The organism is Pantoea sp. C2G6, assembly GCF_051336815.1.
GTDB lineage: Bacteria > Pseudomonadota > Gammaproteobacteria > Enterobacterales > Enterobacteriaceae > Pantoea.
Genome location: NZ_JBGMNJ010000001.1, coordinates 327,129 through 350,684 on the forward strand (window position 1 = coordinate 327,129; position 23,556 = coordinate 350,684).

The window sequence follows — 23,556 nt, forward strand, 5'->3', positions numbered from 1 at the left end:
GGCCTTTTTTTATCCTGCGATCTGAGCTGAAATCAGCGCGGGAGGATCAGGCATCCAGGAGAGAACGATGTGGATTAATGGTATTAAGCAATCAACGCTGGCCGCCAGCGACCGCGCCGTGCAGTTTGGTGACGGCTGCTTTACCACCGCCGCGGTGCGTCAGGGTAAAATCCTGCTGCTGGAGAGTCACCTCCAGCGTATGAAAACGGGCTGCGAACGGTTATGGATCAGCGGTATCGACTGGCACCAGCTTGAAGCGGAGATGCAGCTGGCCGCTCAGGGGCAGACCCAGGCGGTGCTGAAGGTGATCCTCAGCGCCGGCAGCGGCGGACGGGGCTACAGCCGCGCCGGCGGCGGTGAACCGACGCGCATCATCTCATTAGCGCCCTGGCCCCAACACTACTCTGCGTTACAGCAGCGCGGGGCTTCACTCATCCTCAGCCCGATTCGCCTGGCGCGTAACCCGCAGTTTGCCGGTCTCAAGCACCTCAACCGCCTGGAGCAGGTGATGATCCGGGCTCATCTTGACCAGACAGACGCCGACGAGGCGCTGGTGCTTGACACCGAAGGCTGGCTGGTGGAATGCTGTGCGGCCAATTTATTCTGGCGTCGGGGCGCGGAGATTTTCACCCCGGATCTCTCCTGGTCGGGCGTGGAGGGCATTATGCGGCGTAATCTGATGGCGCAGTTAGCCGCCGCAGGCCAGGCTTGCCATGTGGTTCAAAGCGAACCGGCGGCGTTGCTGGCCGCCGATGAGGTGGTGATATGTAACGCGCTGATGCCGGTTCTGCCGGTCCGACAGATTGAGGCGGTCACGTTTACTGAACGTTCGCTGTTTAATCAGTTGCACGCAAGCTGTGAAAAGATAATGGATGCAAGATGATTCGAAGCAAAAAAATTCTCGTCAGCCTGCTGGCGATAGCAGGGCTGGCGGCGCTGCTGAGTTACTGGCAGATCAAGATGTTCGCGGCGACGCCGCTGACTCTGCATCAGGAGAAGATCTACACGCTGCCCGCCGGAACGGGTCGGGTGGCGCTTGAGGCCCAGCTGGAAGATCAGCAGATCATTCCCCGCTCTATCTGGTTTGGTGCACTACTGAAACTGGAACCTGAATTAGCCACCTTCAAGGCGGGCACCTATCGGCTTGAGCCGACCATGACCGTGCGCTCGCTGCTTCAGCTGCTGGCCAGCGGCAAAGAGGCGCAGTTCCCGGTGCGTTTCGTAGAGGGACAGCGACTGAAAGAGTGGCTGAGTGAGCTGCGTAAAGCGCCCTACATCCGGCATACCCTGAAGGATGACCAGTTCGCGACTCTCGCCAGCGCGCTGAAGGTGGAGCCGCAGCAACTGGAAGGCAACTTTTTCCCCGATACCTATCTCTATACCGCCAATACCACCGATATGGCGTTATTGCAGCGCGCTCATCAGCGGATGAAAAAAACCATCGATGAGGTCTGGCAGGGACGGGCGGATAATCTGCCCTATAAAACCCCGCAGGATCTGGTCACGATGGCCTCGATCATTGAAAAGGAGACCGGCGTCAGCGAAGAGCGGGCGCGGGTCGCCTCGGTGTTTATCAACCGGCTGCGCACCGGGATGCGGTTACAGACCGATCCCACAGTGATCTACGGCATGGGTGACAACTATACCGGTACGCTAACCCGTAAAGACCTGGAGACGGCAAGCGATTACAATACCTATATGATTAATGGCCTGCCGCCAGGCCCGATCGCCATGCCGGGTAAAGCCTCGCTACAGGCGGCAGCGCACCCGGAAAAGACCAACTATCTCTATTTCGTCGCGGACGGCAAAGGCGGGCATACCTTTACCACTAATCTGGCCAGCCATAACCGGGCGGTGCAGCTCTACCGGCAGACGCTAAAGGAAAAAAATGAACAGTAAGTTTATCGTTATCGAAGGCCTGGAAGGCGCCGGAAAAACCACTGCGCGTGACGCCATCGTCGCCACGCTGCGCGCCCGCGGTATCGATGACCTGGTGTTTACCCGTGAACCTGGCGGCACACCGCTGGCGGAACAGCTGCGGGTGCTGGTCAAAGAGGGCATCGAAGGTGAGCAGGTCACGGATAAAGCGGAACTGCTGATGCTCTATGCTGCGCGGGTTCAGCTGGTGGAGAATGTGATTAAACCGGCGCTGGCACGCGGAGCCTGGGTAATTGGCGATCGCCACGATCTCTCCTCGCAGGCCTATCAGGGCGGCGGCCGCGGGCTCGACAGCGATCTGATGCAGACGCTGCGTGATGCGGTATTAGGAGATTTCCGTCCCGATCTGACGCTCTATCTTGATGTGACGCCAGAGATTGGTCTGCAACGCGCCCGTGCGCGCGGGGCGCTGGATCGCATTGAGCAGGAGTCGCTGCGCTTCTTTGAACGCACCCGCGCGCGCTACCTGGCGCTGGCTGCGGAAGATCCCACCATCCTCACCATTGATGCGACCCAGCCGCTGGAAGATGTGACGTTGTCACTTCAGGCAGCACTGAATAACTGGCTGGCGGAGCAGGCGTAATGAACTGGTATCCGTGGCTTAATCAGCCCTATCGCCAGCTGATTGGTCAGCATCAGGCGGATCGCGGGCATCATGCGCTGTTGATTCAGGCGATGGCGGGCATGGGGGATGACGCGCTGGTCTGGGGCGTGAGCCGCTGGCTGATGTGCCTGCGCCCGGATGGCCTGAAAAGCTGCGGAGAGTGTCATGGCTGTCAGTTAATGCAGGCCAATACCCATCCCGACTGGTACCGGCTTGAAGCGGAGAAGGGCAAAAACACCCTCGGCATTGATGCGGTCCGGCAGGTGACGGAAAAAATGTATCACTATGGTCAGCAGGGGGGCGCGAAAGTGGTCTGGCTGCCTGACGCGGCGCAGCTGTCGGAAGCCGCCGCCAACGCCCTGCTGAAAACGCTGGAAGAGCCACCGGCCAACAGCTGGTTTTTCCTCAGCAGCCGCGATCCTTCACGCCTGCTGGCGACGCTGCGCAGCCGCTGTATGACGCTGCATCTGACCCCACCGGACGAAGGACAGAGTCTGCTCTGGCTGAAGAAGCAGTCTTCGCACGATGAGCAGATGCTGCTGGCGGCGCTGCGCCTGAGCGCGGGCGCACCCGGCGCGGCGCTGAGCCTGCTGGAAACCGGCCCCTGGCAGGCCCGCCAGAAACTGTGCGACGCTCTGCCTGGCGCGTTACAGCAGGATATTCTGCAACTGCTGCCCGCCCTGAATGGTGATGCGGCTGCGCTGCATATCGGCTGGCTGCTCTCTTTGCTGCTGGATGCGATGAAGTGGCAGCAGAATGCAGGCCAGTGGCTGAGTAATATCGATCGCCAGGATGTGGTGCAGTTGCTGGCCGCACACTTTTCAGCCAGCGCCCTCAACAGCAGCGCCGGGGCGTGGATGCGCTGCCGCGAGCAGTTACTGCACGTCGCCGGGGTCAATCGCGAACTATTGCTGACCGATCAGCTCCTCAGCTGGGCGGATAAACAGAAGCCCGCGCTGGTCGGCTAACCTACTGAGAGTAATTATGTTTATTGTGGATTCCCATTGCCATCTTGATGGCCTGGATTATGAAAAGACCCATCGTGACCTGGATGATGTGATCGCCAAAGCGGCAGCGCGCGATGTGAAATTTATGCTGGCGATCGCCACCACGCTGCCGGGTTTTCACACCCTGAAGCAGCTGGTTGGCGAGCGGAAAAATATCGCGCTCTCCTGCGGGGTCCATCCGCTGAATCAGGAAGAGGCTTATGATGTGGACGAGTTCCGCCGGCTGGCTGCCGACCCGCAGGTGGTGGCGTTAGGTGAAACCGGGCTCGATTATCACTATCAGCCGGAAACCCGAGAGCAGCAGCAGCGCTCGTTCCGCGAACATATCCGCACCGGCATTGCGCTTAACAAACCGATCATCGTGCATACCCGCGATGCGCGTGACGATACGCTGGCGATCCTGCGGGAAGAGCAGGTGGAAGGCTGCGGTGGGGTGCTGCACTGCTTTACTGAGGATCAGCCGACGGCGGCTAAGCTGCTCGATATGGGTTTCTACATCTCCTTTTCCGGCATCGTCACCTTCCGCAATGCGGAGCAGTTACGTGAGGCCGCGCGCTATGTGCCGCTGGATCGCATGCTGGTGGAAACCGACTCTCCCTATCTGGCACCGGTGCCTTACCGTGGCAAAGAGAATCAGCCGGCGTATACGCGCGACGTTGCCGAATATCTGGCCGTGCTGAAAGGGGTCGATATAGAAACGCTGGCAGCCACCACGACCCGCAACTTTTCAACCCTGTTTCACCTCCCCATGAGTCAGCTCGGCGCCTGAATCGGGCGTTTATTTCAGACTGTGTAATTAATCTGTAATCTGCTCAAATGACCCTGTTTTTGTTAACAGGGTCAGCTTTTTATCGCGGATTATTGGTGCGGGGTAATGAGAAATTTCGTAAAGTGCGCGCCTGTGGTTGTCGAAACGTGATAGCCATCAAAGTAACCTGAAACGATTTATTTTACCCTTCGTAATAAATCAAAAGGCGGTCACCGCCACCCCGGCAAAGAATCCTCCCTCTTTGCCACGCGCACTGCGCGAAAATGCACTCATACTCAGGAGCTTCACGCTATGTTCAAAAATGCTTTTGCCAACCTGCAAAAGGTCGGTAAATCGCTTATGCTGCCGGTTTCGGTTCTGCCGATTGCCGGTATTTTGTTAGGCGTCGGTTCAGCTAATTTCAGCTGGTTACCTGCGGTAGTTTCCCATGTGATGGCGGAAGCGGGCGGATCGGTGTTCGCCAATATGCCGCTGATCTTTGCTATTGGTGTTGCGCTGGGCTTTACCAATAACGATGGCGTCTCGGCGCTGGCGGCGGTGGTCGCTTACGGCATTATGGTGAAAACCCTGGCGGTGGTCGCGCCGCTGGTCCTGCATATGCCGGTGGCGGAGATCGAAACCAAACACCTGGCGGATACCGGGGTGCTGGGCGGTATTATCGCCGGCTCCATCGCCGCCTATATGTTTAATCGCTTCTACCGCATCAAGCTGCCAGAGTATCTGGGCTTCTTTGCCGGTAAACGTTTTGTGCCGATTATCTCCGGCCTGGCGGCGATCATCCTCGGCGTGCTGCTCTCCTTTATCTGGCCACCAATCGGTTCAGCGATTCAGGAGTTCTCACAGTGGGCTGCCTATCAGAACCCGGTTGTTGCCTTCGGCATCTATGGGGTGGTAGAGCGTGCGCTGGTGCCATTCGGCCTGCATCATATCTGGAACGTGCCTTTCCAGATGCAGATCGGTGAATACACCAATGCGGCGGGTCAGGTGTTCCACGGCGATATTCCGCGCTATATGGCGGGCGATCCAACGGCGGGTAAACTCTCCGGCGGCTTCCTGTTTAAAATGTACGGTCTGCCTGCGGCAGCGATCGCCATCTGGCATTCGGCTAAACCTGAAAATCGCGCCAAAGTGGGCGGCATCATGATCTCCGCCGCGCTGACCGCGTTCCTGACCGGTATCACCGAGCCGATTGAGTTCTCATTCATGTTCGTCGCGCCGATCCTCTATGTGATCCACGCGCTGCTGGCGGGTCTGGCTTTCCCTATCTGTATCCTGCTCGGCATGCGTGATGGCACTAGCTTCTCGCACGGTCTGATCGACTTTATCGTGCTGAGCGGTAACAGCAGCAAAATCTGGCTGTTCCCGATTGTTGGTATCATCTACGGTCTGATTTACTACACCCTGTTCCGCGTACTGATCGCGAAGCTGGATCTGAAAACCCCTGGCCGTGAAGAGAACAGCAGCAGCGAATCCTCTTCGGCGACCGGTTCAGAGATGGCGGGCAAACTGGTGGCGGCGTTCGGTGGTAAAGAGAACATTACCAACCTCGATGCCTGTATCACCCGTTTACGTGTCAGCGTTGCCGATGTGGCTAAAGTGGATCAGACTGAACTGAAAAACCTCGGCGCCCGTGGCGTAGTGGTCGCCGGTTCCGGCGTTCAGGCGATTTTCGGTACTAAATCGGATAACCTGAAAACCGATATGGATGATTACATCCGCAGCATGTAATCGCTTCATACAAAAAAAAGCCCCGCTCAGCGGGGCTTTTTTATGGGCGGGACTCAGAGGTAGACGCGCAGATACTCGGTAAGACAGAGCAGCGCCATCGCCTGACCATAAGGCATGGAGGTCAGCGGGATGGTGCGATAGTAGTCGAGATCGCTACCCATCGCAGTGCCGAACGAGACCTGCTTCAGCTCGCCGTCGCTATCGATATTCGCCATCACGCCGCGCAGCGCCTTCTCCGCCATCTCCCGGTACTCTGCGGGCAGATAACGCTTACGCACGGCTTTGAGAATGCCATAGGCAAATCCGGCAGTGGCTGAAGCCTCCGGGTAACTCTGCGGGTCGTCGAGCAGGGTATGCCACAATCCGCTGCTGTGCTGACAGGCCTTAAGCGCTTTCACCTGGCTCTCCAGCACCTGTTGCAGGAAGCGGCGGATAGCGTGCTGCTCTGGCCAGTTCATCATTTCCAGGAAGTCAGGAATAACAATCGTTACCCAGCTGTTGCCACGCGCCCAGCGCGCATTGGCGAAGTTATGGCGACCGTCGAAGGTCCAGCCGTGGAACCACAAGCCGGTTTTGCGATCCATCAGATACTGGGTGTGCAGCAGAAACTGATAGCTTGCTTCTTCCACCCACTCATCACGCTTCAGCAACTGGCCGATTTTAGCCAGCGCCATCACGCTCATCATCAGCGTATCGTCCCACAGCTGCTGGGTGTTTTCGCTGTTATAGACGATGTGTTGCAGGCCGCCCTGTTCGGTGCGCGGCATCTCATACATCACCCATTCAGCCCAGCGCTCCAGTACCGGCACCCAGGCGGGGTTGCGGGTCTCTTCATAGCGGTAGGCCAGCGTCAGAAACGGACAAACGGTATTCACATTTTTGGTCGGCGTGCCTTCCGCCAGACGCTGGGTGAACCACTCATCAATGATCGCCAGCGTCTGCTGATCCCCGGTCTGCTGATAGTAGTGCAGCATGCCATACAGGCCAATGCCGTGAGTCCATTCCCAACCCGCCCAGCCCTTGGTATCAATCACTCGTCCATCGTCCAGCCGCAGTAAAAACTCGCCTGTCTCATCGGTGATGTTAACCAGATTTTGTGTCAGCTTTTGAATCAGCTGTACCAGTTCGCTGCGTGGCAGCAGATATTCAGGTTGGCACAATAACGCGCTGTGTTTAACGGGAAATACAGTCATGGTTTATTCCTGTCATTTTAAGTTCGGGTTTATAGAAGAGAGTAACGGGGGGTGTGCGGACAACTTGCCAGCAGCGGGCTTATTCCGGTTAAGGTAGCCGATGTTGTTGTTGCCCCACAGATTTTCATACGGCATACCGGCCAGGGTTTCGACGATCTCACGCGCTTCAGGCGTAATGCTCTCCGGCACGATACGATCGGCTTCGCGCATTTTAAGCGTCTCCTGACGCAGCACGGTATGGGTTTGCAGATTGAGTTTGAAGCGCAGTGACACCAGGAAGCCGCAGGTCAGCACCGCCACGGTCCCGATGCTCAGAATCGCCAGAATGGTGTGGCTGACGCCCGGCACCTGTGTGGCCTGCCCGGAGACGAAGCCAGAGAGTTGCAGTACGATGCCGACCAGCATTACCGCACCCGCCTGTGAGGCTTTGCGCGTCAGGGTCATAATGCCGGCGAAAATGCCTTCACGGCGCTGTCCGGTAATCACCTCATCCACGTCAGCGATATAGGTGTAGGTGTTCCACGGCACATAGTTGATGCCGCCACGTCCCAGACCGGCCAGCGCCGAGATCAGTAACAGCAGCGAGAAGTTGTCGTTCATACCGGCAAACCACAGCCCGGCGTAAGAGAGCGCCGCGACGCCGAACAGCACCGCCACTAAACGGTAGGCAGGAGCCGGTCCCATGCGGATGCAGAGCGGAATCATCCCCATCACGGCGATAAACTGCAAGACTGCCATGGTTCCCATCAGGCTGGAGGCGATCTGCGCGCTCTGCATCAGCACAAACACCACATACCAGGTAAAGACGGCGTTAAACACATCCTGTGCGATATAGCCACCGAGATACATGCCGAGGTGCTGGCGGAAAATACGGATGCGCAGGGTGGAGGTCAGCTCAACATAGAGTCGCTTGAGATTCTGCATCAGCGTCAGCTGTTGTTTCTCCTGTTCCGCGCGGCGTGCCTCAGCGGAGAAATCGTCCGGGTGACGCTCCCAGGTAAATAACCAGACCAGGGTCAGCACCAGCGCACAGATAATGGAAAAGACCAGGCTGGCGTAGAAAAATGAGAGGGGATTATCTTTGCCAAGCGCGCCCAGTAAAATACCGGGCAGAAACGCCGCCAGAATCGCTGACAGCTGGGCCAGGGCAATGCGTGCGCCTGAAAAGCGGGTTTTCTGTTTGAAATCGTCGGTCATTTCCGGGACCAGCGTCTCATAGGGCACCAGAATCATGGTGTAAACCACATCGAACAGCAGATAAGTGCCGAGATACCACCAGAAACTCATGTCACTCACCCACATCAGGCTGTAACTGAAGACACAGGGGATACCGAGCAGAATAAAGAATTTACGACGGCCAAAGCGTTTGCCCAGCCAGGTCGAGCCGAAGTTGTCGGTGAGAAAGCCCATCAGCGGGCTGACCACGGCGTCGAGCACGCGGGCGGCGGCAAAAATTAACGTGGCTTCGATCGGGGTTAAGCCACAAAAGGTGGTGTAAAAATAGAGCAACCAGGCGGCAGTCAGTGCCGTGGTACCTGCTCCAAGAAAATCACCGGAACCGTAGGCAAGATAGTTGCCAAGACCTATTTTACGTGAGCGCATGGCGGATGCTCCTTGATGTTATATGACGGTATATCCCTGGTAACGCCGGACCTCTGACCCGGACTGGTTAGCAAAGTAGAGCTGACGCGGCGGTTAAACCTTCGCGATTTGGCTAACGCAGGTGGCAGAGTGGCAATGATACAAAGAAAAGGGCGGCAGGAATCTAATTTATGAAACGGCGTTTCATAAATGAGCGATAGAGGCGGGTCTGCGGGTGCCGATCAGCGCGTCGCCGGGTCGGACGCGGGGCGCTGCTGCAAAGGCAGACGAACGATGTAAGAAAAGTGGTGCTGAGGTTGAAACAAAACAAATTTCTCCCGCATACTGATTGATTATCACCACCCTGGCTAAAGGAATTGCACCATGGCTGAAGAAACCATTTTTAGTAAAATTATCCGTCGCGAAATCCCCGCTGATGTGGTTTATCAGGATGAGCTGGTGACGGCGTTTCGCGACATCTCGCCGAAAGCGCCCACCCACATTTTAATCGTGCCCAATGTGCTGATCCCCACGGTCAACGAGGCGGAAGCCGCCCATGAGCATGCGCTGGGACGCATGTTTACCACCGCCGCTAAAATCGCCCGTCAGGAAGGGATCGCGCAAAATGGCTATCGCCTGATTGTGAATTGCAATCAGCACGGTGGTCAGGAGGTTTATCACATTCATATGCATCTGCTGGGCGGTGAACCGCTTGGCCCGATGCTCTCCAACTGACCTGTTAACGGAAGCGTGCTATGCGATGCTGGCTGATTGGCCTGCCCCTCCTGTTCAGCCTCGCCGGCTGTAGCAGTGACAAACCGATAATCAACACCTCCCAGTCGCTGGTGATGGAATCCTCGGTGCTGTCGGCAGGGATCATTACCGATGAACCGACGGTGGATGAGAACGATGGACAGAAACGGGCGACCAGCGTGCTCTATAATCAGCGCGAAACGCCGGTAATTGTGCACTATCGTTACTACTGGTATGACGACAAAGGGCTGGAAATCACCCCGGAGGAACCGGCGCAAACCGTGACCGTTCCGGCGCAGGGCAGCATTGTTGCGGCATCGCAACTGGGTAACCTGACCGCCAGCAAAGTTCGTCTCTATCTCTTTCTTTAAGGATCTTTTACGTGATACGCAGTATTAATCGTACCGGAGCGCTTCTGATGGCGCTCATTCTGACCGGTTGTGTGGTGAAGCAGCAGCAGCCCGCCCCCGTTGAGCCTACGCAGCCCACTGAACCGGTGCAGCCCGTTCCGCAGCCGGAACCGGTGCCACAACCGCAGCCGCAGCCGGTGCCACAGCCACCGAAGCTGGTGACCATTAACTGGGATGCCAGCGTTCAGCCGCTGGTGGCTAAAATGTTGCAGGCCGCCAGCCCTGAGCCGGGCAGCGTGCTGCTGGTGGACCGGATTAAAAACAGCACCAACGGCGCACTGCAAAGCGAAAAAGCCACCGCTGCTATTCAGAACGCCCTGAACAACAACGGCAAATTTACTCTGGTCTCCGCTGATCAGCTGGCGCAGGCCAAGCAGGCGCTGGGACTTTCGCCCGACGACAGCCTGAACTCGCGCAGCAAAGCGATCGGTCTGGCGCGCAACGTTAACGCCCAGTATGTGCTCTACAGCAACGCGCAGGGCGATGTCAAAGCACCCACGTTGCAGATGCAACTGATGCTGGTGCAGACCGGTGAGATCGTCTGGTCCGGCAACGGCGTTGCACAGAATTAATCCCGCGTTCCAGCGGATGATGCAGCAGGTCAGCGGCGAGGGGGATCGGACATCCGTGATCCCGCTGGCCGGTCTGACCGGACACAGCCAGAAAATCGTCAGTTCACACGGCACCTTTATTGCGCGGCCTGCGCCGCAACCCGCGATCCCCTTTGTGAACCGGCAGCGGGAGTTTCGTCTGCTACGCAAATTACGCGCGACCGATCTGGCACCGCAGCCGATTGCCGGAAACCGGCATGGCATTGTGCTGAGCTGGTTCCCCGGTGAGGCGCTGGACGAAGCGCGCTTCAGCCAGCAGCGCCCACAGATCGTGGCGCTGCTGCAACAGCTGCATCGCCAGCCGCTGACCGGCTATCGCCTGTTGCTGCTGCCGCTGCTCTGGCGCTACTGGCAGCTCTGCCCGCAGCGGCATCACCGCTGGCTGCGGGCGCTGCAACGTCTGACGCGGCAGGGCGAACCTCAGCCGCTGCGTCTGGCTCCGCTGCATATGGATCTGCACCCCGGTAATGTGATTCAGCAGGCGCAGAGCGTGCGGTTAATCGACTGGGAATATGCGGCGGATGGCGATGTGGCGCTGGAGCTGGCGGCGGTGGGTGCCAGTGACCCGCAGCATCAGGCGGAGTGGATAAAGGAGTATGCGGCGGCGATGCAGCTGTCGGCAGAGCAGCTGGCGCAGCAGGTGAGGCGCTGGCAGCCCTGGCTGCGGCTATTAATGGCCAGCTGGTATCAGCTCCGTGCCGCTCAGCAAGACGACGCAACCTTACAACAGATGGCTCGACAGAGCTGGCAACAGATTTAATCGCTTTACGCAGTTGCGTAAAGCCACAGGATTCAGGATATGAGATCACAATTACCCGGCCCCCTGATGCTCGACGTCGAGGGCTATGAGCTGGACAGCGAAGAGCGCGAGATTTTGCAGCATCCGCTGGTGGGCGGCTTGATTCTGTTTGCCCGCAACTATCACGATCCGGCGCAGCTGGCTGAACTGGTGCGGCAGATCCGCGCCGCCTCCCACACCCGGCTGGTGGTGGCCGTCGACCAGGAGGGCGGGCGCGTGCAGCGCTTCCGTGAGGGTTTCACTCAACTGCCCGCCATGCAATCTTTCGCTGCCTTACACGACGCCGATACCGCGGGCGAACTGGCGCAGCAGGCAGGCTGGCAGATGGCGTCCGAGATGATCGCCATGGACATCGACATCAGCTTTGCGCCGGTGCTCGACGTCGGCCACATCAGCGCCGCGATTGGCGATCGCGCCTTTCATTCCGAACCGGCGATTGCGCTCGCCGTCGCCCGTCGTTTTATCGCCGGTATGCATGAAGCGGGCATGAAAACCACCGGGAAACATTTTCCGGGGCATGGCGCGGTCAGTGCTGATTCACACAAAGAGACGCCGCGCGATCCGCGCGATGAAAAGACGCTGCGTGAGCATGACATGGCGATTTTCAGTCAGCTGATCGATGAACAGGCGCTGGATGCCATTATGCCGGCCCACGTCATCTACAGCCAGGTTGACCCGCTGCCAGCCAGCGGCTCGCCTTACTGGCTCAAAACCGTGCTGCGTGAGCAGCTCGGCTTTAACGGCGTGATCTTCTCCGACGATCTCTCAATGGAGGGCGCTGCTGTGATGGGCAGCTATCCTGAGCGGGCGCAGCAATCCCTTTCTGCCGGTTGTGACATGATTCTGGTCTGCAATCAGCGTCAGGGTGCCATCAGTGTGCTGGATAACCTGATCCCGGTCGGGTCAGAGCGGGTGACGCAGCTGTATCATCAGGGGACGTTAACCCGCGATAGCCTGCGGGGAACGCATCGCTGGAAAAACAACGCGCAGCAACTGAGTGCACTTCAGGAACGCTGGCTGGCCCATAAAGCGTCGTGGTAAGCAGTGACGGCCCGGCGCTATCTCTACCTTGAGGATTATCATGATCATCTATCTGCACGGTTTTGATTCCACTAGCCCGGGTAATCACGAAAAAGTGCTGCAACTGCAATTTATCGATCCTGACGTCAGGTTGATCAGTTACAGCACCCGCCACCCGAAACATGATATGCAGTTTCTGCTGAAAGAAACCGACAAGATGCTGACGCTGTCAGATGACGATCGCCCGCTGATTTGCGGCGTCGGGCTGGGCGGCTTCTGGTCAGAGCGCATCGGCTTTTTATGTGGCATCCGCCAGGCGATCTTCAATCCCAACCTCTTTCCTCAGGAGAACATGGAAGGGAAGATTGACCGCCCGGAGGAGTATCAGGACATCGCCACCAAATGCGTCAGCGATTTTCGTGAACGCAATCGCGACCGCTGCCTGACCTTTCTCTCCCGTCAGGATGAGGTGCTCAACAGCCAGCGCACGGCCGATCGGCTCAGTCCGTTTTATGAGATTGTCTGGGATGAAAACCAGGGGCACAAATTCAAAAATATCTCCCCACATCTTCAGCGGATAAAGGCTTTCAAAACAGCGTCTTAAGCAAAAAGGCACCGCAAGGTGCCTGTTTTTATTGCGTAATTTTCTGAGTTTCATCCACCTGTCTTGATCTATATCAATTTTCTTATGTTCTCCCCATCCCGCCATGCTATTCTGCCAGCAGATTGCGATTTTAACTTCGCCAACCCTATGTTTCTTAAGGGTTAATTTAACCTTTGGTTAACTTTTGGTTCACAATTTGAGGGGGTCTTTGTTGACTACATCTGTTAAGAGAATTGTTATTGTCGGAGGGGGAGCGGGCGGCCTGGAGATGGCGACCCAGCTGGGCCATAAACTCGGTCGTAAAAAGAAGGCCGAGATTATCCTGGTGGATCGTAACCACAGCCACCTGTGGAAGCCGCTGCTGCATGAAGTGGCGACCGGCTCAATGGATGAGGGCATTGATGCGCTGAGCTATCTGGCCCATGCGCGCAACCACGGCTTTGAGTTCCAGCTGGGGTCGCTTACCGACATCGATCGGACCAAAAAAGTGATCCATCTGGCCGAAGTGCGGGATGCGCAGGGTGAGGTGCTGGTGCCGCAGCGTGAAGTGGCCTACGACCAGCTGGTGATGGCGCTGGGCAGCACCTCCAACGATTTCGGCACGCCCGGAATCAAAGAGCACTGCATCTTCCTGGACAACCCACATCAGGCGCGGCGTTTCCATAATGAGATGCTGAACCTGTTCCTGAAATTCTCCGCCAGCGAAGGCCGGGTTGAGAAGGTCAATATCGCCATTGTCGGCGGCGGCGCCACCGGCGTCGAGCTGTCAGCGGAGCTGCACAACGCGGTGAAACAGCTGCACAGCTACGGCTTCAAAGGGCTGGGACGCGAAGCGCTGAATGTGACGCTGGTGGAAGCGGGCGAACGTATTCTGCCTGCGCTGCCGCCGCGCATCTCTTCAGCGGCGCATCAGGAGCTGACCAAGCTGGGGGTGCGGGTGCTGACCCAGACGATGGTGACCAGCGCTGAGCATAACGGCCTGAATACCAAAGGCGGTGAGTTTATTGAAGCTGACCTGATGGTCTGGGCGGCGGGCATCAAAGCGCCGGATTTCCTGAAAGAGATTGGCGGACTGGAAACCAACCGCATCAATCAGCTGGTGGTTAAAGAGACGTTGCAGACCACGCTGGACGATGACATCTACGCGATTGGCGACTGCGCCTCCTGCGCCTTACCGGGCGGCGGTTTTGTTCCGCCACGCGCCCAGTCGGCGCACCAGATGGCCTCCCGCGCCATGGATAACATCCTGGCGCAGCGTCAGGGCAAGCCGCTGAAAGCCTATGTCTATAAAGATCACGGCTCTCTGGTCTCGCTCTCCCGCTTCAGTACGGTCGGCAGTTTGATGGGCAACCTGATGCGCGGGTCGATGATGGTGGAAGGGCGGATTGCCCGCTTTGTCTATATCTCTCTCTACCGTATGCACCAGATCGCCCTGCATGGCTACTTCAAAACCGGCCTGATGATGCTGGTCGGCAGTATCAACCGGGTGATCCGCCCGCGGCTTAAGCTGCACTGATTCGCCTCAGGCGAGCGCGGTTAATCGCTCTGTCAGCCCCCTTATCACCGGGGGCTTTTTTGCGCCGGACAGCGGCAGATTCGCTGGTTCAGGCATCCTTTTCGCGCAGGATTTTCCCCACATTGCCGCCGGGATGGACCTTGAGCAGACGCTGCTGATCGAAGCCATTACGCCGCATGATAGCGCCGCACAGCGCATCGAACACCGCCAGCACCAGCACGATGGAGGTGGTGGCCAGCATATTGAGCGGGTCGATCTCCCGCTGGATATGCGTTTTTATCACCAGGCTGGCAGCGCGGGCAATCGCCGAGTCGGGATTCTCCGTGACGCTGATGATCATCACACCTTTGGATTCCAGCGTCGGTAACAGCCGGGTAAGCTCTTCAGAATTGCCACCACGGGAAATCAGGATCATCAGGTCGTCGCTGCGCATAAATCCCAGATCCCCGTGGGCCGCGTCGGTGGCGCTGAGGTAGACGGCCGGTTGCTCAACGCACGCCAGCATGTGGGCGATTTTGCGCGCGGCGATGCCTGAGGTGCCGACGCCGGTGACGGCAATTTTACCCTGACAGCCGGTAATCCGCGTCAGCAGCTGCTGCCAGGTCTCAGCCGTGAGGTTACGCTGCAACGCCAGCAGCTCCTCGCTGTAGATCTGCCAGCTCTGACACGCCTGGGTAAACTCCTCTTCCGCATTCATTCGCTTTCCCCCTGCATCAGCTGCCGGTATTTCATACTGTCATGGTACATCTCATGGAATACGCGATATTTACGGTCGTAATACTCTTTGATTTTGTTGGTCTGGGGCGTGATGGTTTTACCGATGCGGCTCATGGCGGCCATCGCTTCCGGCAATGACTCATACGCGCCCGCCGCCACCGTGCCCATCATGGCGCTGCCGAGCAGCATCGCTTCGCTCTCCTCCGGCAACAGCATCGCGCAGCCTGTCGCGTTGGAGTGCTCCTGCACAAAGATCGGATTTTTGGTGCCGCCGCCGCTCGCCATCATGGTATCGATGCAGTAGCCGCTCTGGTTCATGGTCTCGATAATGTGGCGGGTGCCGAGCGCCAGCGCCTGGATGGTGGCAAGGTAATGCAGCGCCATATCTTCCGGGGTACGGGATAATTTCAGGCCGGTCAGGGTGCCGGTCAGCGTCGGGTTCGCGCGCGGCGAGCGGTTGCCGTGGAAATAGGGCAGCATATGAATATCTTTGGTCAGGAAGGCGATATTCTCCGGTTCTCCCGCCATTCTGCGCAGGATGCCGTTGAGGATTTCATAGATCGTTTTGCCGCTCTCCTTGCCCTGTTTAAGCAGATCCTGATAACAGGGGTGCGACTGAATCACATGATCAATTAACGCACCGGTGGTGGACTGTCCGCCTTCATTCAGCCAGTAGTCGGGCAGAATCGCCGAATAATAGGGGCCCCAGATGCCACCGATATAACGCGCGCTGCGCGACATCGCCATATGCGCGGTAGAGGTGCCGCCAATCAGCGCGATGCGGTTGTCGAAATCCGCTGACTCGCCAGAGGCTCCGCTGGCACCGAGAATGCCAAGGCTGCCGGCATGAGCGTCAATGATCGAGACGCTGACCGCCGTGCCCGCGATCAACCCCATTTCGGCGGCGGCGCGCGGCGTCAGGCCATGACCCAGCGGCTCACCCATGGTTTTCACTTCGCTGCCGATCTTTGCCGCGTTGTTTTCCAGCAAATCTTCCAGACCGATCTGGCGGAAGTAACCCGGATCCCAGCGATCTTCGTGACCGATATAGGTCCATTTGCAGACGGTGGAGCAGAGGGAGCGGGTGGTATCCTGGGTGGCGCGCCAGGTCAGGAAATCGGGCAGGTCGAACAGATGCCCGACGTTGCTCCAGGTGGTCGGCATGTGCTGCTTCAGCCACAGCAGTTTGGGTGTCTGCATTTCCGGGGAAATGATCCCGCCGACGAACTCCAGCACGCGGTGTCCGGTGGCATTAATGCGTTCCGCCTGCGTGATGGCGCGGTGATCCATCCAGACAATAATATTCTGCTCGCTGCGCCCGGTCGGGCTGACCGTCAGCGGTTTGCCCTCTTTATCCAGCACCACCAGCGAACAGGTGGCATCAAACCCGATCCCTTTCACCTGAATCGGGTTAATATCCGCCTGATTCACGACATCTTTAATCGCGTTGCAAACCGATTGCCAGATTTCATCGGAAGATTGCTCGACGAAATCGGCTTTCGGGCGGAACAGGGTGATCTCGCGGCTGGCCTGGCCAAGCATGCGGCCTGTCATGTCGAAGACACCCGCGCGGGCGCTACCGGTTCCTACATCTACTCCAATAAAATAACTCGCCATCTTCTTTCCTTTCTTAAAAAGCCTTCGCTTATGATTTCCGGTTTTGCAGGGCGATAAACAGGATCAGGACGCAACCCCAGAGAGCCATGGTCAGGTAACTGCTGACCCCCATCAGGTTGAGGCCGCTCTCCAGCATTTGCAGGACGATCAGCGCCAGCACCAGGCCGATAATCCGGCCAAACCCGCCGTCAGGGTTAATGCCGCCGAGTACCGAGGCGAGAATAGTGACCAGCAGATAGGAGTTGCCGTAGCCCGCTTTGGCCGAGTTAAATTTGGACATCATCAGCAGAGCGGCGCCCCAGCCGAGCAGCGCGGAAAGCACATACACCGCGATCGTCACTTTGTGGGTGTTGACACCGCTGAAGCGCGTCGCCTGTTCGCTGGACCCCATCAGATAGAGGCTGCGGCCGAGGGTGGTGTGTTCCAGTAACACCCACAGCAGCAGCGCAACCAGCAGGAATAGCAGCAGGGCAACCGGCACGCCCAGCAGGCTGCCGTTGCTGAGGTACTGAATCACCGGCGGGAAGCCGGAGATCACCGCGCCGTTGGTCAGCAGAATATTCAGACCGGCGATGAGGGTCATGGTCCCGAGCGTCGCCAGAATCGGCGACACACCGATATAGGCAATCAGCGCGCCATTGAGTAGACCGGTTGCCACCGCCACCAGCAGACCGGCGAGCATCGCCAGCACGAAATAGCCCGGCTGGTCCGGGTGCGCCACCAGAATGGCGGCCATCACCAGCGAGCAGGCGTTGGCACCGGCGATAACCGACAGATTGATGCCGCCGGTCAGCATGGTGATCCCCATCCCCAGCGCCAGCATGCCAAGAATCGGTAACTGCGAGGAGATCGACTGGAAATTGCCGATACTGTAGAAACTGCCGCCCAGCGTGAACGAGAACAGCAGGGCGACGGCAACGAGGATCAGCAACTGCAAACGGATAATGCGGTCGCCGGGCAGGAAGCGGTTTAAGGTGGTCATGTCACATCCCCTTAGCCAGTTTACGTTTTTCATTCCACGCGGTGCTGCTGATGCTGATCAGAATGATCAGGCCGCTGAAAACCTGATGCCAGTAAGATGAGATGCCCAGCAGGGTCATCCCATTTTGCAGGAAGGCCAGCAGCATCACCCCGAGAATGGTGCCGATCAGCGAGCCGCGTCCGCCGGTCATGCTGGTGCCGCCCAGCACCACCGCCGCCAGTACCGTCAGCTCATAACCGAGCAGCGAGTTGGGTGCGACCGACTGGGTAATTTGCGCCTGCACCACCGCAGCGATGCCCGCCAGCAGTCCCATAAAGCCGTAGACGTAAAAATGCAGCCGCAGAATGTTCAGGCCAAGACGCGATGCGGCGTCACGGTTGCTGCCCATGGCGTAGATCTGGCGGCCAACGCGGGTGTAATTCATCAGCACCCCGGTGATAATGACCACCGCCAGCAGGCTGAGCAGGGGCAGCGTCAGGCCATAGTCGTAGCCGTCGGCGGCGGTAAAGGAGAACCAGCTGATGCCGTTCATAAACCAGTCGGGGAATCCGTACAGCCAGGTGCCGTTGGTGAGATAGACCAGCAAGCCGTAGAACAGATTCAGGGTCGCGATAGTGATGATAATGGCCGGCACGCGCAGCCAGTAGACCAGAAAACCGTTGACCAGCCCGAGCAGCAACCCGACGCCCATCGCCATCGCAAACGCCAGCGGGAAGTTGCCGCCGTGATGAATGATGTAGCTTGCCATCACGTACTGACCAATGGAGGTGACGGCCGGAAAGGAGATGTCGATGCCGCCGGCGATCAGCACCACAAACAGGCCGCAGGCCAGAATGCCCAGAATGGCGTAGCTGGTGGCGACATCGGTCAGGTTGCCCAGCGTCATAAACTCACTGGTGCTGACGCTCAGACCAGTCACCAGCAGCAGCACCAGCAATCCCAGCCAGAATTCGTGCTGGATAAAGAGTTTTGAGAGCGACGTTTTAGCCATTAATCACCTCCGCAATCTGCGCTTCGCTGCTCTGGTGCGGTGCGAATTCCGCCACCAGTTCGCCTTTGCGCATCACCAGCACGCGATGACTGTTGTAATAGGCCTCCGGGATTTCATCGCAAATCATCAGCACCGCCATGCCCGATTCCGCCAGATCGCGTGCGATGCGGTAAATCCCCTCTTTGTTGGCGATGTCGACGCCCACGGTTGGCGAATCGAGGATCAGGATATGGGGCCGCGTCGCCACCCATTTGGCGATCGCGATACGCTGCGCGTTGCCGCCGGAGAGGGTCTTCACCGGCAGGCTGCTGTCCGGGACTTTAATGTTCAGATCCCGGATCAGGTCGTTTACCACCGACGCGGCTTTGCGGTGATCCATTAATCCTGTGCCGGTGTGCAGCTGGTCGAAAATCGAGACCAGAGTGTTGTCATAAATGGATTGATCCATGATCAGCCCCTGCGTCAGACGATCTTCCGAGACATAGGCGATGCCGTGGCGGATGGCGTCGCGGTTAGAGCGGAATTTCACCGCCTGCCCGTTGATGCGGATCTCTCCGCTGTCCGGCTGGCTCATGCCAAACAGGCTGAGACAGAGTTCCGTGCGTCCCGAACCGAGCAGGCCGATAATCGAGGTGATTTCCCCCTGACGCAGCGACAGCGAAATATTGTGATAGTGATCCTTGCGGCTCAGCTGGCTCACCTCCAGCAGCGGCGTCACGTCGGCCGGCGCGCGGTGCGGCAGGTGGCTGTAGGTAAAACGCTGGCCAGTCATCAGAAACGCCAGCTCATGGCTGTCGAGATCGCTGGCTGGCCAGGTGCCGACCAGCTTGCCATCGCGCATGACGCTGATACGGTCGGCCACTTCCATCACCTCATCGAGCCGATGGCTGACAAACACCACGCAGATCCCGGCGGCTTTAAGCTCTCTGACCACACGCAGCAGGCCATTTACCTCGGTGCGGGTGAGTGACGCGGTCGGCTCATCCATGATCACCAGGCTGGCGTCCGCGGCAATCGCCCGGCAGATCGCCACGAGCTGACGGTCGGCAATGGAGAGTTTTTCGACTTTACGGTCAGGATCGAGAGCCACGCCGACCCGCTGCATCACCGCCAGCGCTTTTTTACGCATCGGGGCGCGATGAACCCAGAAATCGCCTCCCGGCAGGTAGCGGTGAATAACAATATTTTCGGCCACTGACAGATTGGGAAATAAAGAGAGATCCTGATAAATCACCTGGATGCCGTAATAAGAGGAGAGCTGGGGCGTCAGGGTATGAAAAAGTTTCCCATCCAGCGTAATAGCCGCGCCTTTTTCCGGCTGATAGACCCCGGAAATCACTTTAATGATGGTGCTTTTGCCGCAGCCATTCTGACCGGCAAGGCAATGCACCTCGCCTTTATTCAGCGTCAGGCTGACATTATCCAGCGCTAATACGCCGGGAAATTTTTTACTGATTTTTTCGAGGCTGATAAAGGCCTCAGCAGGGACAGAGTGCGTGCTGAGCGTATTCATCATCGATCCTTAAGCCTGCCCGTCAGGGCGCAGGCGCTACCGGTTTACCCGAATCACTGACCGATCGGGAGTCACCTGTTTTTCGCCTTAACGCCTGAACGATGCCGGGTATCAATTTTCAGGGGCTGAGCAGAAATTCAGATACAGCATCGCCGGTGACGCCGTATCTGTTTCTCTTTACCGGTGTGGCGCTGGGGAGAATCCCTCCCCGTCAAATAACGCGATAAAAACCCAATCAGAATCCGAGTGATTTCGCATTCTCTGGCGTCACTTCGAGGATCTTATTAAAGCGGATCACTTTCTTGTCCATATCGACATCAGCTTTACCCAGTCCTTCCACGCTCAGCTCTTTAGTAACCTCTTTACCCTGAAGCAGCTGATCGGCAACCGTGACTAAAGCGTAACCGGCATCTTTCGGGTCCCAGAGCAGGACTTTCTTAATATCACCGCGCATCAGATAGGGAGCGGCCTGCGCTGGCATCGCAATACCCACCACCGCCATTTTATTTTTCGCCCGTTTCTGCTGCACAGCCTGGCCGGCACCAATCGGGCCGAGCGAGCCGAAACCGATAATGCCTTTCAGGTCAGGATAGGTTTTCATTAAATCGAGCGTGGTGGAGTAGGACTTATCAATATTTTCAGCCACCGGCAGGCGTGAAGTGACCTCATGCATCTCCGGGTATTTTTCTTTCTGATATTTTATCGCGGCATCCGCCCACGCATTATGCAATGGCACGGTCAGCGAGCCGACATAGATGGCGTAACCGCCTTTGCTGCCCATATCTTTTGCCAGCTCGTCCATGTTGGCTTCAGCATATTTCTGGCTGTCGATTGTCTCGACATCCCATTGCCCAATTTGCTGATCCGGCGATTCATGGGTTAAAACCACGATGCCCTGGTCACGCGCCTTTTTCAGCACCGGTTCCAGCACTTTGGCATCATTGGGGACCACGATAATCGCGTCGACCTTTTTGGCGATTAAATCCTCAATGACCTTAACCTGCTGCGCCGGGTCCGGGGTGGACGCACCGACCTGATAGGCGTTGACATCCAGTTTCTGCGCAGCCTCTTTTACGCCGACTTCCATGCGGGTAAACCACGGAATACCGGTCACTTTAGCGACCACAGCTATATCGTAAGGTTTGGCGGCGAGCGCCGGGGTGGTAAGTAACATGCATGCTGAAATAACACATGCGCTGACCGAGGCGAGATTAAATTTCATTTCGGTACCTTTGTTATGATGTTCTGGTGTATGAAACAGGGAGTGGCTGGTAAGACTCGATTCAGAGATTAACTTAACCGGAAATCGCTTTTCGCCGGGCTGTGAGCAAAATGTGATCATAATCCGTTATTGTTAATTATTATGGTTTATTTTGTTAATTTAAAGTTAATTATCGGGGTGTGTAAGACGAGTCGCTGCGGCTTTGCTGGATTTTGAGGCTATTTTGTTACTTTTAAGTAATGCTTTGTTAACAAAAAATATACAAATGAAGCGCTTCAACTTTTTCTTTCACGGGTTAATCCGTTGCGCCGGCAATTTTTTGCACAAAGTGTGAACAGCTTCACGCAGTGCGTGCCGTAAGGTTTGTCCTGCGGAAGCCGGGGAGGGCAGGACGCGGTTAATGCCTCAACTCTGTCTTGCCGGAGCGACCTCCTGTTTTAATTTCTGGTCTGTTTTACCGCTCGCTGCCCGCTACCGGCAAGGGAGTCATCAGGGCAAAATCTGAACAATCAATTATCTTTTGAGAACGGCTATTTTCCGCCGCAAGGCTTGTTCAGTGGTCTGGTGAGCTTTATTCGCTTATTGAATTTTCATGCCGACATCGCAGACGAATATTCGCCCCGATGCGGGCTGACATTGTATTGAACGGTTAGCGAGCGGACTGCGGGAAAAGATTATCGTGCTCTGTTTTATATGCGCAGCGGCAGCGATAAGCTTTTATCTGTGATGGTCATCAACACTTGATGCCTATTAAAACTTTTGGTTTAATCATGCCCCAAAGCGAAATGCTGACAATAATAGATAATATTTCGGGTGCAGGCTCTGATCCACGGCTTATCGCGGAGAGAGCTGCATATCATTTAAGCAGGCGAGTGTAAATTGACGCCTGCCAATTGGGGTTATTTGCGCAATCCGCAATGCCGGGGTGATTTCATAATCTATGCGACTGCCTGTTTATCCTGAAGGCAGCCGGCGGTGAACGGCTATTTTCCTTATGGGATCAGCCAGATAGCCGCTGCGCATCATGAAATTCCTGTCTGACTGCGGCGGTCAGAGATAACGTCTGCTCTTTCTGTCCGGGGTTGGTGATTCAGGGAGTGAAGTCCTGCGTTAAACGCGGGGAAATAATTTAATAAATTATCAAAAGGATGATTCCATTGAAAAGCAAACTTACGGCTCTGGCGCTGCTCTGCGGCACTCTGTTCGCTGGTCATTCCGCGCTGGCTGATAACCACACTGTCTCGATCGGTTACGCCCAAAGCAATGTGAAAAACTTCAGCGATATTCGCGGTATTAACCTTCAGTACCGTTATGAATGGGATTCGCCGCTCAGCGTGATGGCTTCATTCAGCTATATGAAAGGCGATGATAGTTTCTCCCGGAATTATGTCGAACCTGAAGGTGTGGATGAATACAGACAAAAAACCGACGGTAAATATTATTCCCTGCTGGCAGGCCCGGCCTACCGTATTAATGACTATGTCAGCTTCTATGGCTTAGTGGGTGTGGCGCGCACCAAGGCTGACACACGATCAACTTACCGGACGCCATATAGCTACGATTCCGGCACTTACAACGAGAGAAAAACCTCGTTTGCTTACGGTGCGGGTGTGGTGTTTAACCCGACAGAAACGCTGTCGGTTAATGTGGGTTATGAAGGCACGCGCGCGAGTTTTTATAAGGATGTTGACATCAATGGTTTCAACATCGGCGTTGGCTACCGTTTCTGAGTCGTCTTTAACCCCTGGCCGACTGGCCGGGGGGATCGCCCGCCACGCGCCGCTCAGTCACGGCAGAAACAGTGGTTCGGCGTCAGGCGCGGTTCTGCGCCTCCGGCGGAAGCGACAGCCTGATGGCACGCCGGGTTGCCACTATTCTTCCCTGACCTGACTACGCCTGTTGCCGTTACCCCAATCCCCGCACTGCTGCTTTTTCCGCCTCAGAACTCTCCTAAAAACTGGTCCTGATAGCGAAGCGACCG

At 56.9% G+C, this 23,556-nt stretch carries 22 protein-coding genes; 14 read left to right on the plus strand and 8 right to left on the minus strand.

The window, feature by feature from the left end; all coding sequences use genetic code 11:
* Nucleotides 1–67: 67 nt before the first annotated feature.
* The 6 genes from pabC (at nucleotide 68) to ptsG (ending at nucleotide 6,046) form a co-directional block, all read left to right on the plus strand.
* A complete protein-coding gene (gene pabC, locus ACCW71_RS01555) occupies nucleotides 68–883 on the plus strand; it encodes an aminodeoxychorismate lyase (RefSeq protein WP_436369165.1) in 816 nt (271 codons plus the stop codon).
* Nucleotides 880–1,899 (plus strand): endolytic transglycosylase MltG, encoded by a 1,020-nt coding sequence (gene mltG / locus ACCW71_RS01560; protein ID WP_436369167.1) that lies wholly within the window; start codon nucleotides 880–882, stop codon nucleotides 1,897–1,899. The genes pabC and mltG overlap by 4 nt, the downstream gene beginning before the upstream one ends.
* On the plus strand, nucleotides 1,889–2,521 hold the full coding sequence (gene tmk / locus ACCW71_RS01565) for a dTMP kinase (RefSeq protein WP_436369169.1): 633 nt from the start codon (nucleotides 1,889–1,891) through the stop codon (nucleotides 2,519–2,521). Before mltG ends, tmk begins: the two co-directional genes overlap by 11 nt.
* Nucleotides 2,521–3,510, plus strand: coding sequence for a DNA polymerase III subunit delta' (gene holB, locus ACCW71_RS01570; protein WP_436369171.1), 990 nt, complete (start codon nucleotides 2,521–2,523; stop codon nucleotides 3,508–3,510). The genes tmk and holB overlap by 1 nt, the downstream gene beginning before the upstream one ends.
* Before the next feature lie 16 nt (nucleotides 3,511–3,526).
* The gene (locus ACCW71_RS01575) at nucleotides 3,527–4,318 is read left to right on the plus strand and encodes a metal-dependent hydrolase (RefSeq protein WP_436369172.1); all 792 of its coding nucleotides are present in this window, start codon (nucleotides 3,527–3,529) and stop codon (nucleotides 4,316–4,318) included.
* 291 nt (nucleotides 4,319–4,609) lie between these two features.
* The gene (gene ptsG / locus ACCW71_RS01580; protein ID WP_436369173.1) at nucleotides 4,610–6,046 is read left to right on the plus strand and encodes a PTS glucose transporter subunit IIBC; all 1,437 of its coding nucleotides are present in this window, start codon (nucleotides 4,610–4,612) and stop codon (nucleotides 6,044–6,046) included.
* A 53-nt stretch (nucleotides 6,047–6,099) separates the two neighbouring features.
* Here the strand turns inward: ptsG and ACCW71_RS01585 are convergent, their stop codons facing one another.
* Together ACCW71_RS01585 and ACCW71_RS01590 are read right to left on the minus strand one after the other, a co-directional pair.
* Nucleotides 6,100–7,239, minus strand: coding sequence for a glycoside hydrolase family 88/105 protein (locus tag ACCW71_RS01585; RefSeq protein WP_436369175.1), 1,140 nt, complete (start codon nucleotides 7,237–7,239; stop codon nucleotides 6,100–6,102).
* A gap of 12 nt (nucleotides 7,240–7,251) precedes the next feature.
* The gene (locus ACCW71_RS01590) at nucleotides 7,252–8,841 is read right to left on the minus strand and encodes an MFS transporter (RefSeq protein WP_436369176.1); all 1,590 of its coding nucleotides are present in this window, start codon (nucleotides 8,839–8,841) and stop codon (nucleotides 7,252–7,254) included.
* 363 nt (nucleotides 8,842–9,204) lie between these two features.
* On the opposite strand from ACCW71_RS01590, the gene hinT reads away from it, so the two are divergent.
* From hinT to ACCW71_RS01625, 7 genes are all read left to right on the plus strand, one after another.
* Complete coding sequence (hinT, locus tag ACCW71_RS01595) at nucleotides 9,205–9,555, plus strand: purine nucleoside phosphoramidase (RefSeq protein WP_436369178.1); 351 nt, start codon at nucleotides 9,205–9,207, stop codon at nucleotides 9,553–9,555.
* 20 nt (nucleotides 9,556–9,575) lie between these two features.
* Entirely contained in the window at nucleotides 9,576–9,944 is a 369-nt protein-coding gene (locus ACCW71_RS01600; RefSeq protein WP_436369179.1) for a YcfL family protein, read from the plus strand.
* Nucleotides 9,945–9,955: 11 nt separating this feature from the next.
* Complete coding sequence (lpoB, locus tag ACCW71_RS01605; protein ID WP_436369180.1) at nucleotides 9,956–10,555, plus strand: penicillin-binding protein activator LpoB; 600 nt, start codon at nucleotides 9,956–9,958, stop codon at nucleotides 10,553–10,555.
* Nucleotides 10,556–10,571: 16 nt separating this feature from the next.
* Nucleotides 10,572–11,354: a thiamine kinase gene (gene thiK / locus ACCW71_RS01610; RefSeq protein ID WP_436369702.1), complete on the plus strand. Its 783-nt coding sequence runs from the start codon at nucleotides 10,572–10,574 to the stop codon at nucleotides 11,352–11,354.
* Between the two features lie 39 nt (nucleotides 11,355–11,393).
* Complete coding sequence (nagZ, locus tag ACCW71_RS01615) at nucleotides 11,394–12,434, plus strand: beta-N-acetylhexosaminidase (RefSeq protein WP_436369181.1); 1,041 nt, start codon at nucleotides 11,394–11,396, stop codon at nucleotides 12,432–12,434.
* Between the two features lie 40 nt (nucleotides 12,435–12,474).
* Nucleotides 12,475–13,017, plus strand: a complete 543-nt coding sequence (ycfP, locus tag ACCW71_RS01620; RefSeq protein ID WP_436369183.1) for an alpha/beta hydrolase YcfP — start codon at nucleotides 12,475–12,477, stop codon at nucleotides 13,015–13,017.
* A 211-nt stretch (nucleotides 13,018–13,228) separates the two neighbouring features.
* Nucleotides 13,229–14,533, plus strand: a complete 1,305-nt coding sequence (locus tag ACCW71_RS01625) for an NAD(P)/FAD-dependent oxidoreductase (RefSeq protein ID WP_436369184.1) — start codon at nucleotides 13,229–13,231, stop codon at nucleotides 14,531–14,533.
* Nucleotides 14,534–14,621: 88 nt separating this feature from the next.
* Here the strand turns inward: ACCW71_RS01625 and ACCW71_RS01630 are convergent, their stop codons facing one another.
* The 6 genes from ACCW71_RS01630 to ACCW71_RS01655 all read right to left on the minus strand — a co-directional run bounded on the left by ACCW71_RS01630 (nucleotide 14,622) and on the right by ACCW71_RS01655 (nucleotide 21,575).
* Nucleotides 14,622–15,230, minus strand: a complete 609-nt coding sequence (locus ACCW71_RS01630) for an SIS domain-containing protein (protein ID WP_436369186.1) — start codon at nucleotides 15,228–15,230, stop codon at nucleotides 14,622–14,624.
* Nucleotides 15,227–16,867 (minus strand): FGGY-family carbohydrate kinase, encoded by a 1,641-nt coding sequence (locus ACCW71_RS01635; protein ID WP_436369187.1) that lies wholly within the window; start codon nucleotides 16,865–16,867, stop codon nucleotides 15,227–15,229. The genes ACCW71_RS01630 and ACCW71_RS01635 overlap by 4 nt, the downstream gene beginning before the upstream one ends.
* 28 nt (nucleotides 16,868–16,895) lie before the next feature.
* The gene (locus tag ACCW71_RS01640) at nucleotides 16,896–17,849 is read right to left on the minus strand and encodes an ABC transporter permease (protein WP_436369188.1); all 954 of its coding nucleotides are present in this window, start codon (nucleotides 17,847–17,849) and stop codon (nucleotides 16,896–16,898) included.
* Between the two features lies 1 nt (nucleotide 17,850).
* A complete protein-coding gene (locus ACCW71_RS01645; RefSeq protein ID WP_436369189.1) occupies nucleotides 17,851–18,840 on the minus strand; it encodes an ABC transporter permease in 990 nt (329 codons plus the stop codon).
* Nucleotides 18,833–20,353 carry a sugar ABC transporter ATP-binding protein gene (locus ACCW71_RS01650; RefSeq protein ID WP_436369190.1) on the minus strand — a complete coding sequence of 507 codons (1,521 nt, stop codon included), beginning with the start codon at nucleotides 20,351–20,353 and terminating at the stop codon, nucleotides 18,833–18,835. The genes ACCW71_RS01645 and ACCW71_RS01650 overlap by 8 nt, the downstream gene beginning before the upstream one ends.
* A 235-nt stretch (nucleotides 20,354–20,588) precedes the next feature.
* Nucleotides 20,589–21,575, minus strand: coding sequence for an autoinducer 2 ABC transporter substrate-binding protein (locus ACCW71_RS01655; RefSeq protein ID WP_436369191.1), 987 nt, complete (start codon nucleotides 21,573–21,575; stop codon nucleotides 20,589–20,591).
* 1,148 nt (nucleotides 21,576–22,723) lie between these two features.
* Here ACCW71_RS01655 and ACCW71_RS01660 point away from each other — a divergent pair.
* On the plus strand, nucleotides 22,724–23,305 hold the full coding sequence (locus ACCW71_RS01660; protein ID WP_436369193.1) for an Ail/Lom family outer membrane beta-barrel protein: 582 nt from the start codon (nucleotides 22,724–22,726) through the stop codon (nucleotides 23,303–23,305).
* Nucleotides 23,306–23,556: the final 251 nt, after the last annotated feature.

Bases quoted from the DNA above. Each gene is read 5' to 3' on its own strand.
- ACCW71_RS01635 (WP_436369187.1), bottom strand. From the start codon at position 16,867: ATGGCGAGTTATTTTATTGGAGTAGATGTAGGAACCGGTAGCGCCCGC.
- ACCW71_RS01655 (WP_436369191.1), bottom strand. From the start codon at position 21,575: ATGAAATTTAATCTCGCCTCGGTCAGCGCATGTGTTATTTCAGCATGC.
- nagZ (WP_436369181.1), top strand. From the start codon at position 11,394: ATGAGATCACAATTACCCGGCCCCCTGATGCTCGACGTCGAGGGCTAT.
- ptsG (WP_436369173.1), top strand. From the start codon at position 4,610: ATGTTCAAAAATGCTTTTGCCAACCTGCAAAAGGTCGGTAAATCGCTT.
- ACCW71_RS01630 (WP_436369186.1), bottom strand. From the start codon at position 15,230: ATGAATGCGGAAGAGGAGTTTACCCAGGCGTGTCAGAGCTGGCAGATC.
- ACCW71_RS01585 (WP_436369175.1), bottom strand. From the start codon at position 7,239: ATGACTGTATTTCCCGTTAAACACAGCGCGTTATTGTGCCAACCTGAA.
- tmk (WP_436369169.1), top strand. From the start codon at position 1,889: ATGAACAGTAAGTTTATCGTTATCGAAGGCCTGGAAGGCGCCGGAAAA.
- ACCW71_RS01645 (WP_436369189.1), bottom strand. From the start codon at position 18,840: ATGGCTAAAACGTCGCTCTCAAAACTCTTTATCCAGCACGAATTCTGG.
- ACCW71_RS01600 (WP_436369179.1), top strand. From the start codon at position 9,576: ATGCGATGCTGGCTGATTGGCCTGCCCCTCCTGTTCAGCCTCGCCGGC.
- ACCW71_RS01640 (WP_436369188.1), bottom strand. From the start codon at position 17,849: ATGACCACCTTAAACCGCTTCCTGCCCGGCGACCGCATTATCCGTTTG.
- ACCW71_RS01650 (WP_436369190.1), bottom strand. From the start codon at position 20,353: ATGAATACGCTCAGCACGCACTCTGTCCCTGCTGAGGCCTTTATCAGC.
- ACCW71_RS01590 (WP_436369176.1), bottom strand. From the start codon at position 8,841: ATGCGCTCACGTAAAATAGGTCTTGGCAACTATCTTGCCTACGGTTCC.
- ACCW71_RS01660 (WP_436369193.1), top strand. From the start codon at position 22,724: ATGATTCCATTGAAAAGCAAACTTACGGCTCTGGCGCTGCTCTGCGGC.
- hinT (WP_436369178.1), top strand. From the start codon at position 9,205: ATGGCTGAAGAAACCATTTTTAGTAAAATTATCCGTCGCGAAATCCCC.
- mltG (WP_436369167.1), top strand. From the start codon at position 880: ATGATTCGAAGCAAAAAAATTCTCGTCAGCCTGCTGGCGATAGCAGGG.
- pabC (WP_436369165.1), top strand. From the start codon at position 68: ATGTGGATTAATGGTATTAAGCAATCAACGCTGGCCGCCAGCGACCGC.
- ACCW71_RS01575 (WP_436369172.1), top strand. From the start codon at position 3,527: ATGTTTATTGTGGATTCCCATTGCCATCTTGATGGCCTGGATTATGAA.
- holB (WP_436369171.1), top strand. From the start codon at position 2,521: ATGAACTGGTATCCGTGGCTTAATCAGCCCTATCGCCAGCTGATTGGT.
- thiK (WP_436369702.1), top strand. From the start codon at position 10,572: ATGATGCAGCAGGTCAGCGGCGAGGGGGATCGGACATCCGTGATCCCG.
- ycfP (WP_436369183.1), top strand. From the start codon at position 12,475: ATGATCATCTATCTGCACGGTTTTGATTCCACTAGCCCGGGTAATCAC.